General features: G+C 66.1%; 11 protein-coding genes. 6 read left to right on the top strand and 5 right to left on the bottom strand.

What is annotated here, in order from left to right; genetic code table 11:
- Nucleotides 1-38: 38 nt before the first annotated feature.
- Nucleotides 39-794: a DUF2637 domain-containing protein gene (locus CRM90_RS28745; RefSeq protein ID WP_233209573.1), complete on the bottom strand. Its 756-nt coding sequence runs from the start codon at nucleotides 792-794 to the stop codon at nucleotides 39-41.
- Nucleotides 795-1,780: 986 nt separating this feature from the next.
- Between CRM90_RS28745 and CRM90_RS28750 the strand changes: the two genes are divergently transcribed.
- Genes CRM90_RS28750 through CRM90_RS28760 form a run of 3 tightly spaced genes read left to right on the top strand, consistent with a single transcriptional unit; the run spans nucleotide 1,781 to nucleotide 3,655 of the window.
- A complete protein-coding gene (locus tag CRM90_RS28750; protein ID WP_102810274.1) occupies nucleotides 1,781-2,980 on the top strand; it encodes a helix-turn-helix domain-containing protein in 1,200 nt (399 codons plus the stop codon).
- Between the two features lie 38 nt (nucleotides 2,981-3,018).
- Nucleotides 3,019-3,378: a WhiB family transcriptional regulator gene (locus CRM90_RS31510; RefSeq protein WP_353617002.1), complete on the top strand. Its 360-nt coding sequence runs from the start codon at nucleotides 3,019-3,021 to the stop codon at nucleotides 3,376-3,378.
- The gene (locus CRM90_RS28760; RefSeq protein ID WP_102810276.1) at nucleotides 3,350-3,655 is read left to right on the top strand and encodes a hypothetical protein; all 306 of its coding nucleotides are present in this window, start codon (nucleotides 3,350-3,352) and stop codon (nucleotides 3,653-3,655) included. The genes CRM90_RS31510 and CRM90_RS28760 overlap by 29 nt, the downstream gene beginning before the upstream one ends.
- A 33-nt stretch (nucleotides 3,656-3,688) precedes the next feature.
- Here CRM90_RS28760 and CRM90_RS28765 read toward each other — a convergent pair whose 3' ends face one another.
- Together CRM90_RS28765 and CRM90_RS28770 are read right to left on the bottom strand one after the other, a co-directional pair.
- Nucleotides 3,689-4,045: a hypothetical protein gene (locus tag CRM90_RS28765; protein WP_102810277.1), complete on the bottom strand. Its 357-nt coding sequence runs from the start codon at nucleotides 4,043-4,045 to the stop codon at nucleotides 3,689-3,691.
- Nucleotides 4,038-4,832 carry a ParA family protein gene (locus CRM90_RS28770; protein WP_102810278.1) on the bottom strand — a complete coding sequence of 265 codons (795 nt, stop codon included), beginning with the start codon at nucleotides 4,830-4,832 and terminating at the stop codon, nucleotides 4,038-4,040. The genes CRM90_RS28765 and CRM90_RS28770 overlap by 8 nt, the downstream gene beginning before the upstream one ends.
- Before the next feature lie 1,806 nt (nucleotides 4,833-6,638).
- Between CRM90_RS28770 and CRM90_RS28775 the strand changes: the two genes are divergently transcribed.
- Together CRM90_RS28775 and CRM90_RS28780 are read left to right on the top strand one after the other, a co-directional pair.
- Nucleotides 6,639-7,346 carry a nucleotide-binding protein gene (locus CRM90_RS28775; protein ID WP_102810279.1) on the top strand — a complete coding sequence of 236 codons (708 nt, stop codon included), beginning with the start codon at nucleotides 6,639-6,641 and terminating at the stop codon, nucleotides 7,344-7,346.
- Nucleotides 7,346-8,206 (top strand): ParB/RepB/Spo0J family partition protein, encoded by an 861-nt coding sequence (locus tag CRM90_RS28780; RefSeq protein ID WP_102810280.1) that lies wholly within the window; start codon nucleotides 7,346-7,348, stop codon nucleotides 8,204-8,206. Before CRM90_RS28775 ends, CRM90_RS28780 begins: the two co-directional genes overlap by 1 nt.
- Nucleotides 8,207-8,218: 12 nt before the next feature.
- On the opposite strand, the gene CRM90_RS28785 is transcribed toward CRM90_RS28780, so the two are convergent.
- Complete coding sequence (locus CRM90_RS28785; protein ID WP_102810281.1) at nucleotides 8,219-8,656, bottom strand: hypothetical protein; 438 nt, start codon at nucleotides 8,654-8,656, stop codon at nucleotides 8,219-8,221.
- Nucleotides 8,657-8,839: 183 nt separating this feature from the next.
- Here CRM90_RS28785 and CRM90_RS30615 point away from each other — a divergent pair, with 183 nt between their 5' ends.
- Nucleotides 8,840-9,016 (top strand): plasmid mobilization protein, encoded by a 177-nt coding sequence (locus tag CRM90_RS30615; RefSeq protein ID WP_158249087.1) that lies wholly within the window; start codon nucleotides 8,840-8,842, stop codon nucleotides 9,014-9,016.
- Here CRM90_RS30615 and CRM90_RS28795 read toward each other — a convergent pair.
- Nucleotides 9,013-9,801 carry a hypothetical protein gene (locus CRM90_RS28795; protein ID WP_233209574.1) on the bottom strand — a complete coding sequence of 263 codons (789 nt, stop codon included), beginning with the start codon at nucleotides 9,799-9,801 and terminating at the stop codon, nucleotides 9,013-9,015. The two genes, CRM90_RS30615 and CRM90_RS28795, sit on opposite strands and share 4 nt — an antisense overlap.
- Nucleotides 9,802-10,073: the final 272 nt, after the last annotated feature.

Below are 10,073 nucleotides of genomic sequence, written 5' to 3' on the forward strand. Positions count from 1 at the left end.
CAGCAGTCCTACGTGCCATCACCGTCTGGCTGCCACATTTATCGGACACGCCCTAATTCAGGGCGTTCCCGCACCACCTCGGTGGCGGTCTGGCGGATGCGGGCGATGACATCGTGGTGACCCACGCCGACCTCCTCGCCAATGGCACGCAGCGACATCTGTGGGCGCACCTCAAACAGCCGCCACAGCGCCTGACTCAGCGTGGTTTCCGAATGATTGGTCAACCGACCGCGTTGGTGGATCTCGCGGGCCAACGCCAGCCACGGCTGGCCTCGGTCCTGGTTGACCTGAACCGGACTCTCACCGGTGCGCGCGACCCGTGGGGAAGCCGATCGTCGGGAAGTGTTGAGCTGCCAGAAAATTTGCACCGCATGAGTGGACGCCAGAATGGCCACGGGCGGCACGCACGCCATTGCGAAGGACAGGGCAGGTGGTAAGGGTGCGTTGGTCGGCAGGATGGCATGCACCGCATTACCGCCGATACTGACCAGTGTCCCGGTAACGAGCATGATCCAGAAGAACTGCCTGTTCCTGCGCTGATCGGGACGGGCCCTCGTGGTCAGCAACCCCACGGTCGCCAAAACGATTGAGCCATCGACGATTCCAGGCCACAGATATGGCAGCCAGCCCGTCCAGCTGCCCGTCCGCCGCGCTAGATCACTCAGCGAGGAGAAGGACAGAATGATGCTGGCGATCAAAATCGCCGCGTTAATTGCAACGGCCACAGCTCGACTCGCCCAGACCACCGCGCGCGGATCCGCGAACACCGCCTCCCCATCGCCGGAGTCGAACATCGCCTCAAGGGTGTCAGCACGCCGATCACCAGCGCCGCGACCCCGAACGTCCTCGGGGGACGAAGTCGTGTCATGAACTACGGTCATTGTGTCGCTGCCTCAGGGGGTGGTCGTCAAGGGAAAGCCAAAGGAGAGGTCACCGGCCCTGGGAGGCCGGGCATGCACGTTTCATCCAACAACCCGGACACTTGCGGTAGCAACGCGCCAACAAAACTGTCGCGAAACCACTATCTGCCCGTGCCAACTGTTTACCGGCGTCGCGGTACACGACAGACCAAGTATCGGGCCCCAGTAGGCGGCCGTGCGTACCCCAACTTCACACTGGTCACGAGCGAGCGAAAGCGGAGGTGCTGACCGCTGCGGCGACCTCCGCCAGCTCGTGATCCAGTATCTGTCAGACCGGGTCAGGATGGCACACACAGCGGCGTCGAATAACGTACAGACAGGCGCCCGCTGCGAAGGACGAAAGATTTCGGTTTGGGGCCCGGCAGGCCGCCGCAGTGGTCATTTAGGGTGAATTGCGATGGCGTTGATGTCCCCGCTCCGGGACCGGGCGGGCCGACCGGGCCTGACACTGCCGTGACAGATGTGAACAATGTTGCGGCGTGTCACGCACCGATCCCGGGCGCACCTGAGGCATCCTCGACCATGAGGTGACGGATATCCGTCACGACGCCAGGACGGATATCCGTCAGCCTGACTCAGTCAGGCGGACCGCTCTGCCCGGACGGATATCCGTCACCTCACCCAACAGATGACGGATATCCGTCATCTCGAGCCGGACGGATATCCGTCCGGGTGAGACGAAAGGAGTTCGGCCACAACAGATCCAGGCTGGTTGCCGCCGGCCGGGACACAACTTCATAGTTCCAGCGAAAGCCCCTCCAACGCGAAACCCCCGGCCATGACGGCCGAGGGTTGTTGATTCGGGTTGCCGCCCAAATCTGGTGTGCTTTCGCGCTCTCCCACTTCCAAAGGGAATCGTCATGAAAGACGCATTCCACGGTAGCGCACACACATGTGTCGGTCCAGATACCGCGCACCGTGGCCAGCATATCCATGTCCATCGCCCCTACCGAGGCTGCAGCAAGGCGGTCCCCCGCCGCGGTGTCGCCCACACCGCACCCCAGTGGATCCTGCGGGCCGGCGGCCACTGCCTCGACAATGTTCCGCGCGTCGCGCTGCAGGTCGACGCCCCGTGGGCGGCCATCCCCTGCTGGAGCGGCCGGGCCCGCAAGTGGGCGCACATCACCGTCCCGAAGGCCTACCAAGAACGCTACGAGACCCACGTCCGCCCGGCGATGCCCGGAAACCCGGTGAGCCTCAAGGCATTAGTAACGGTCGCGGAAGCGCGCGCCTCGTTCGCCGATCACCGCACCGGGCGCGAGTGCCGGCCCACCAACGCCCGCCTGGCCGAGATGACCGGTCTGTCTGTGCGCACCGTCCAGCGCGCCTCAACGACGCTGCGGCTGCTGGGGGTGGCCACCGAGGTCATGCGGGGCCGGCAGCGCACTCGCTCGGAGCGATATGCCAGCTGGCGGGTGGGTGACCGCGGCCGCGGCTGGGCATCGGTGTGGGCGCTGCACGACAACCGATTTCAACAACTGTCACCCCATCCCGGAGGGTCTCATTTAATTCATAAAACCTCACCTAAAAAATCACTCACTACCCACCACCAGCGCGAAAGCGCTGGTCGCAGCGCCGCTCCGCGTCGCCAACGCCTCGACAGCCTGGGCCTCGCCCTAGCAAACGCCTGGCTGGCCGACGAGCAAAGTCCGCCGTGGGCCCGTCGTTACCGCACCGGCACGGCGTGGGCTGCGGTGCTGGCCAGACCGGCTCACCACGGCTGGACCCCCCGCGACCTCAATCAGCTCATCACCGACTGGATCGGCACCGGTCATTGGGTGCCCGACAGCCCACACAAGCCGATCGGTCTGCTCGGGGCGATGCTGGCGTCGCACGGGAACTTCGAGGAACGCCCGGCCGCCCTGGACGTCGCGCGTGAGCAGGAAGAACTGGCCGCCGCACGGCGGCGGGTCGAGCGGCAATTCGCCGAACGGGAGAAGGCCGAGCGAGCCCGTGAAGTCGGGCGGGCGGCGCTGGACGGCGGGGGTCGCGCTGCCGCGCGCCGCGCCCTCGACGAGATCGTCGCGCGTCGGCGCCGCGGGGGCGGGGCCCCGCGATGAGCCACGCGATGGGTAGCCGTCCGGAGGTGCGGTCGGATATGCCGTGCCGTGCCGAGCCCGACCGGTGGTTCGACCGTGACGATCGCCGCCGCGCGCTGCGCGGCTGCCTGGCGTGCCCGGTGCGAAGCTGGTGTGCGCGAGAAGCGCTGCGCAGCAAGGCATGCTGGGGGATGTGGGCCGGAGTCTGGATCGACGGCGAACACAACGCCGCGATCGATCACCTGTGGGACGTGGCCGAGGCACCGCCCGTTCCCCTACCGCTGCGAGTGCCGCGGAGCGCGCCGAATCATGCTGCGCCGCAACCCCCTTACGCTGCTGCGCCGGCGCACGCGCTGATTTGCCGCCCGCTCCAGTGGACATTGCGAAGTCATGCTCGACGGCTGCCGCTACACCTGTGATGTCGCGCTCAGCCGCATCACCGGCTGCCCCGAGCCGGAACTACCCACGGCGGCGCACGGTTTCCTGGCCTGCGACCCGTGCCGGTCGCGCCTCCAGCAGCCCGGTCGCATCGCCACCCTGGAGCTCGGTTACCGGGTGCACTCCCCCGCCGAGCTGTCCACGACCGCGTTCTTCTGGCGCCAAACCCGCTGGGTCATCTTGGATCCCGGCGGGCGGCCGCTGGACGCGCACACCGCGGCCGGATATGCCCGGCCGGCGAATGACCTTGCGTCTTAACCGCGGTTAAGACGGCGCGAACAGCGCCCTGGTCTAGGACGTTGCGGTGCGGCGCTGGCGGCGCAGCAGCGCATCCTCCACCAGATTGGAGGCGAAGTCCTGCGCGGTGAGCAGCACATCATCGCGTTTGGCCTCCAACCATGCCGCCCGCAGCCGGGCTGCCGTCTCCGGGCGCAGCCGCAGCGTCCGGGGTGCCTCCTCGGCGGCCGGCGCCGGCTTGGCCGGCGGCGGCAACGTGCGCACCGATGCGGCCACCGGCGCCGGGACAACGGGAGCCGGTTCGGGTGTCGGCGTCACTGCGACGGGCGGCTCGACCGGAGCGGGACGTGTTTGGGCGCCGGCGCTGGACAGCATTCCCAGAACCGCCGCCGAGGTGTCTTTCTTAGGCATGATGCTTTCCTCTATTCCGTCGGCCCTGGTCGACCAGGGTCATGACCTCAACGGTGAAGCTGGCGTAGGCCTGAGCCAGATCGGGGTCGGCTCCCTCGTCGCCGAGCACGACCTGGTCACTGACCATGCGCTCGGCTGCGGTGCGCTTCGGAATGAACGTGTCGAACAGCGGCAGCCCGTCAGATCTCAAGCCCGCCAACGTTTCCCGGCTGATCAATGTGGACGATTCGTATTTGGTCAACAGCACGCCCAGCAGCTGCGCCGACAGCACCTGGTGCTGGCGCAACGTCATCGACCACTCCAGGAACATGTTCACCCCGCGCCGCCCCCACTTGCTGGCGTCCGTCGGCACGATCAACCACTCGGCGGCATTCAACGCGGTGATGACCAGTTGCCCGAGGTTCGGCGACAAGTCGAGCACGATCGCGTCGTAGTCGGGAAAGGCCGGTGCCAGCGCGATCGTGAGTTGGTCCTCGCGGCGGTGCATGGTGACCAGCTCTTGGTCGAGCTTGGCGACCGCGAGGGTGGACGGAATCAGGTCAAGATTCTGCAACCGGGTCCGCCGCACCACCTTCTCCAGCGGGACCTCTTCTTTGATGAGGTCGTAGATGTCGTATTCGACGTCATCGTCCGGATCGAACATCGAGGTGGCATTACTCTGCGGGTCGCAGTCGACGAGCAGAGTGCGCCACCCCCCGCGCGCCAGCCCGGCCGCCAGGTTGACCGCCGTGAACGACTTGCCGACGCCACCTTTGTGGTTGGCGATGGCGATCACTTCGGCTTTCACAGCTGTCACTCCCTTCACTTGGATACAACGAGTACAGCACCCTTGGCGTTCAGCGCGCTTGACCCGCGCGGGCGTGTGGCGCAGTGATGCGGTGCTGTGCTCACGGCGTGATCGGCTCGCAACATCACTGGCTCACCGCGTGACCATGTCACGCCGTCGCGGGCTCACCCCATCACCCGGACATCGTGCGATCCGGTGTCACAGTGACGAAATCACGCGGTATTCCGTGACGGCGTCGCGCGGTGATGAAATCGCCTGCTCACCAGATCACGCGGTCGCCGGGCGACACGGTGGCCCGGTGATGCCGCCACACCCGGATCGGATCACCTGGTGGCACCATCACCCGGCGATGTGGTGACCGTGTGATCGGCGCACCGGGTAACTCCGCGATCTGATGACCCGGTCACTGAGGGATTCCGTAACGCGGTGGCGGTGCGACAGGATCACACCATCACTGAATCACACAGCAACACAATGACTGTGCCACCCCGGGACGTTGTCACGCCGTGACGATGTGATCGCGCGATCAACTCACGTCATCACCACGGCACGTGATCACCCGGCGACACAGTCACGGACTCACTGCATGATGCGGTGACCCGGTGGCGGACGAAACGACATCACCGAATCACCGCATCGCACAGCCCAAACGGTGAACGACCAGTCCTGCGCGCTGGCCACTGGCCAATTCATCAATCACTCGGTGATCGTGTGACCCGATCACCACCGGACACCCGCAGATCGGATCCGCGCCGGTCGGTGCCACAAACGCGTTCCCCATCACGACCGGGGGAGGGCTCTCCGTCGCGATCCGCTCCGCCTCACTGCGGACAGGGAGGCGACCGTCACCGTGACGAAACGCCTGCGAGCGGAGGACATGCGCGATTCCCGACCACCACGGCGCTGTATCGCAATGCGTATCCCGGCCCCCGCGTCGTGGCGCGCACTGGCCACAGCCGGCGCGGGCCATTCACCGGCGCCGGCCAGTTCGAGCCGTCCCGACGGACAGGGGGAGGGGTCCTGTCTTAACCGCGGTTAAGACAGGAGGACAGGTCGGCGCCGACGGCCGGATCCGGCTCCGCGCACGCCGTCTGCGGCTGAGATGCTGCGCCCGCCACTGGCGGACCCGCGACCACCCGTCGGGGCTCCGCGACTTAACCGCGGTTAGGAGGCCCGGTCATCAACCCCGCCCCGTGGGCAGCCGCCGACGATGGGTGCCTTAACCGCGGTTAAGGCACCGCGACAGCACGCACCGAGGCCGCCCGACGCGGCGCTGTGCGTCACCGTGCGCGTCACCGTGACGGACCTGGCTGCCGGAAGGGACCGTGCGCGATTCCCGGCCACCACGGCGCTGTGTCGCATTGTGAGGCCAGGCATGCGTCGCGGAGCGCACTCGGCTCTGCTGCTGGGTGGTCATTCGCCGGCACCGGGCAATCCGAGCCGTCCCGACTGCACAGCAGAGGCCCGTCTTAACCGCGGTTAAGACAGGACAGGACTTGTCGATACTGACCGCCGGAGCTCCGCGCACTCAATCCGCCCGAAATACCCATTGGCGGACCGCGGCGCCTCATCGAAGCCCCTCCGTCTTAACCGCGGTTAAGACGGCCCGGTCGCTCGGAGCACACCCCTGGGAAAGCCGCCGATGTACACCTTAACCGCGGTTAAGGCACAAGTTCAGGCGCGCCACCGAGGTCATCCGGCAGATGGAGAGCGTGTCGGCGAGCCGGCGCGCCCCAACGCCCATAGGATCACGGTGTCGCATCCGAAGTACTCCGCACAGCGGGGGAAGCACACGGAAGGCCATTGATGGCTGTTCATGTCGTTCTCAATCAGAAGGGCGGCGTCGGCAAGAGCACGATCGCGGTCAACCTCGCCGCCGTCACCGCCGATGTCCTCAACCACAACGATGACCCCGACGCCAGCTCACCGGTCGCCGCGGTATCGATCGACCCACAGGGCTCGGCGGTCTGGTGGGCCGAGCGCATCGACGACCTGCCGTTCCACATCGTGCAGGCCCACGACGACATCAAACGACTGAGCCAGCTCCGAGACTTACCCGGTATCCAGCACGTCTACGTCGATACCCCTGGTTGGATCGGGAACGCCGACGACGGCGCCGACCCGCTCGGTGGACCCGACCAGGAGGCGCTGCGGGCGGTCCTCGACGTCGCGGATCAGGTGATTGTGCCGATCGAGCCCGAGCCGCTCAGCTTCGATCCGACGACCCGCACGGTCAACAAGGTGATCAAGCCCCGCGGCCTGCGCTACGTCGTCGTGATCAATAACTGGGACCCCCGCGACGGTACCTACGACCTCAACGAGACGAAAGATTTCGTCAAAGCCAACGGCTGGCCACTGGCGCATACGGTGATCCGCCACTACAAGCTGCACACACGAGCCAGTGCCGACGGGCATGTGGTCACCGAGTACCCGACCAACCGGGTGGCGTTGCAGGCCCGCGAAGACTTCTACCGATTCGCACTCGAACTCAACATCGGGGGAGGAGCCCGCTAATGGCCCGCGGACAGCGCACCAGTCTCGCCAGTCTCGCCAGCGCCGTCGGGGACCACTCGCCGGTCGAGAATCCGCGCCTGGAACCACCCCGAAGTCTCGCCCTAGCCGATCTCACGCCCAACCCCCGCAACCCACGCGATGACGTCGGCACGCTGGAGGATCTGGCCTCGATCGCCGACATGCAGTTACAACCCGCAATCGTGGTCACCAAAGCGGCCTATCTGGGCCTGTATCCCGACGACACCATCGACACCAAGTTTGTCGTGGTGAACGGCTGCCGACGGCTGGCCGCCGCGCACAAGTACGGGCGCAGCACGCTCGACATCGTCGTCAACGACGCGATCGCCCGCGACCGCGTCACCCTGATCTCCGCCAGCATCGCCGAAAACGTCGACCGGCAGGACTTCGACGTCCTCGAGGAAGCCAAGGCCGTGGAATCGCTCGTCGCCGAGTGCGGCACCGCGACCGAAGCCGCCACCCGGCTGCGCAAGACCGAGGCGTGGGTGTCCCAGCGGCGCGCTCTATTGAAGCTCGCCCCCGAACTTCAAACCGCCTTGCGCCGCGGCGAATTGGCCATCCGGGAAGCCCGCAACCTCGCCCGGGTGCCGCTCGAGGAGCAGGTCGCCCGCTGGCGCACCGCCCTGGACCGCCACGACTCCGCTCCGGCGGCGGGGGAGGGGAACGGCGATGCCACCCGGCCGCCGAGCCGCTCGCGGGTCATCGCCGGCGCCCTCGGGGAGTTCCACGCCAAGCCGGAAAGCCTGGCCGATGCACTACACACCTACCTGGGTGCCGACGGAATCAAGACGCTGATGGCCCTGCTCGCCGACCGCGCCGAGCTCAGCCCCGCGGCATCCTGAGCATCCGCGCCGTCAGAGGTCGGCCAGCTCGCCCAAATGTCCCGGCGTCATGAATTGGGCCAGCGCATCGAGATAGCCGCGCGCCACCGCCCGGTATTTGTCGGCGGCTTCGTGGGTGGAATGGTCGGCATCCAGCAGCTCTTGCTGAGCAGCGATCAACAGCCGGTTCGTTTCCTGTAGTGACACCACCTGGGCACGCAACTCCTCGACCACCGCACGCGGCGGCCCAGTCGGACGAGCGCCGGGCTCAGGTGGCAACGCATCGGCGTAGACATACCAGCGCAGCCGCTCCGGACGCGGCATCGCGCCACCGCGCAGCTCACCGGCCGTAATCGCCTTGATCAGGGTGCGGGGGTCCTTGCCCAGCCTGGTGGCAGCAACCTTCAGCGGCACGACCTCACCCTGCGGCTCGGTCTCCACCCCTGCGGGCGGCTGCTTGGGTTGCGTCATCGCGTGTCAGCCCGCTACGGGCATGCTCCTTCCATAGAAGCATTATGCTCCTAACCAGCAGCATATTAGCGACATCCGGCACGCGGGCAACGGCTGATGTTGCTAAATAAGGGCATCGATGCCGTAAACTAGCGTCATGCCGCCAGGCAGCGCCACAACACCGACGGTGCCGAAGGAGTGAACGTGGGCAGGGTCAAGAGTGAGACGCGCCAGCTCACCGAGGGTGTGTTCGTGCGCTTCAACCCGTCGGACTACGACGAGATCCGCGGAGAAGCTGAGCGACGGGGGGTCAGCGTCGCTCAGCTTATGCGCGAATCCATCCTGCACAGTGTGCGACGGTCGAGCCTCAAAGCTTCCTAATCTGCCGGTCCCGTACCGGCCGCCAGCCCAGAGCATTCGCTGGCGCCGATAGCGGCGAAATCACAACGCAACCGGTCAGCCCGCGCCAATATGGTGTGCACCATGAACGGTCGGCTGCTGTCCAGCTCGAGCACCGAGGGCGCAGTCCGCAGCTCAGCACTCGCTAACCCCAACAACACCATCGTGGTCGGGCGTAGCTCATCGTCGCGGGCATCGACGACCAACTCCTCGAGCCACTCCCGGTTCTGCTCAGCCAGGCTGAACCGGTCGGCTTGACCAACCAAGCCGGTGATCACCGACAGGATCTCGTCCCGGTGGGCCTGCACCCAGGCCAGCTCACTCGGTACGCGTTCGCGAGCCAGATGGTCCAGGCGCCGGGCGGCGCGGGTGATCTTCTCATCGGGTCGGTCATAGCGCAGCAGCGCCTCTAGACGGTCAATACGATCCAGGACGCCTTGTTTGCCCACACCGACCTGAGCACCCATTTGCGACAGAAATAACCCGCGGTCGCGGCCTACGCGCAGGAAATGCAGCTCGCGGCGACGGTCCTCCCACCACAGCCAGTTGTTCAGCGTCAACGCGTCGCACACGTCGGCCTGCAGCACCCACCGCGGAATCCCAACTCCGCTGAATTTCCGCAGGTAATCGAGCACTTCGCTAGGTTCGGAGTCGGGTGAATCTGGCAGCCGCCAGCGGTGCGGATCATCGACCTTCAAGCGCCGACCGGCGACCATCGCGATGGCCCGACTCACCTCGCTGCGATGCACTTTCGGGCGGCTGGCCACCTTGTCAGTATTTCACTGACGGATAAACCAGCCGTTAACTGGAGATGTGCGTGTCGCAAGCAAGTCTCGCTGAATACACCCAGCTCGTGGTGGTCTTGAGATGCACGTAGAACAGTTGGGTCGAGCCCGGGCATCCGCTGGCCAGCCCACAACGGCATACACTTCGCGGTCTGTACCGCGTCTTGGTGGGCACCCATCAGTACGCCACGTGCTCAGCCTGTTGGCCGTCACTGAAGATGATGATGTCGACGTCATCGGTGTTGATGACGATG

This window comes from Mycobacterium sp. ENV421 (assembly GCF_002887815.1).
Classification (GTDB): Bacteria; Actinomycetota; Actinomycetes; order Mycobacteriales; family Mycobacteriaceae; genus Mycobacterium.

Bases quoted from the DNA above. Each gene is read 5' to 3' on its own strand.
- CRM90_RS28780 (WP_102810280.1), top strand. From the start codon at position 7,346: ATGGCCCGCGGACAGCGCACCAGTCTCGCCAGTCTCGCCAGCGCCGTC.
- CRM90_RS28775 (WP_102810279.1), top strand. From the start codon at position 6,639: ATGGCTGTTCATGTCGTTCTCAATCAGAAGGGCGGCGTCGGCAAGAGC.
- CRM90_RS28750 (WP_102810274.1), top strand. From the start codon at position 1,781: ATGAAAGACGCATTCCACGGTAGCGCACACACATGTGTCGGTCCAGAT.
- CRM90_RS31510 (WP_353617002.1), top strand. From the start codon at position 3,019: ATGCCGTGCCGTGCCGAGCCCGACCGGTGGTTCGACCGTGACGATCGC.
- CRM90_RS28745 (WP_233209573.1), bottom strand. From the start codon at position 794: ATGTTCGACTCCGGCGATGGGGAGGCGGTGTTCGCGGATCCGCGCGCG.
- CRM90_RS28785 (WP_102810281.1), bottom strand. From the start codon at position 8,656: ATGACGCAACCCAAGCAGCCGCCCGCAGGGGTGGAGACCGAGCCGCAG.
- CRM90_RS28760 (WP_102810276.1), top strand. From the start codon at position 3,350: ATGCTCGACGGCTGCCGCTACACCTGTGATGTCGCGCTCAGCCGCATC.
- CRM90_RS28765 (WP_102810277.1), bottom strand. From the start codon at position 4,045: ATGCCTAAGAAAGACACCTCGGCGGCGGTTCTGGGAATGCTGTCCAGC.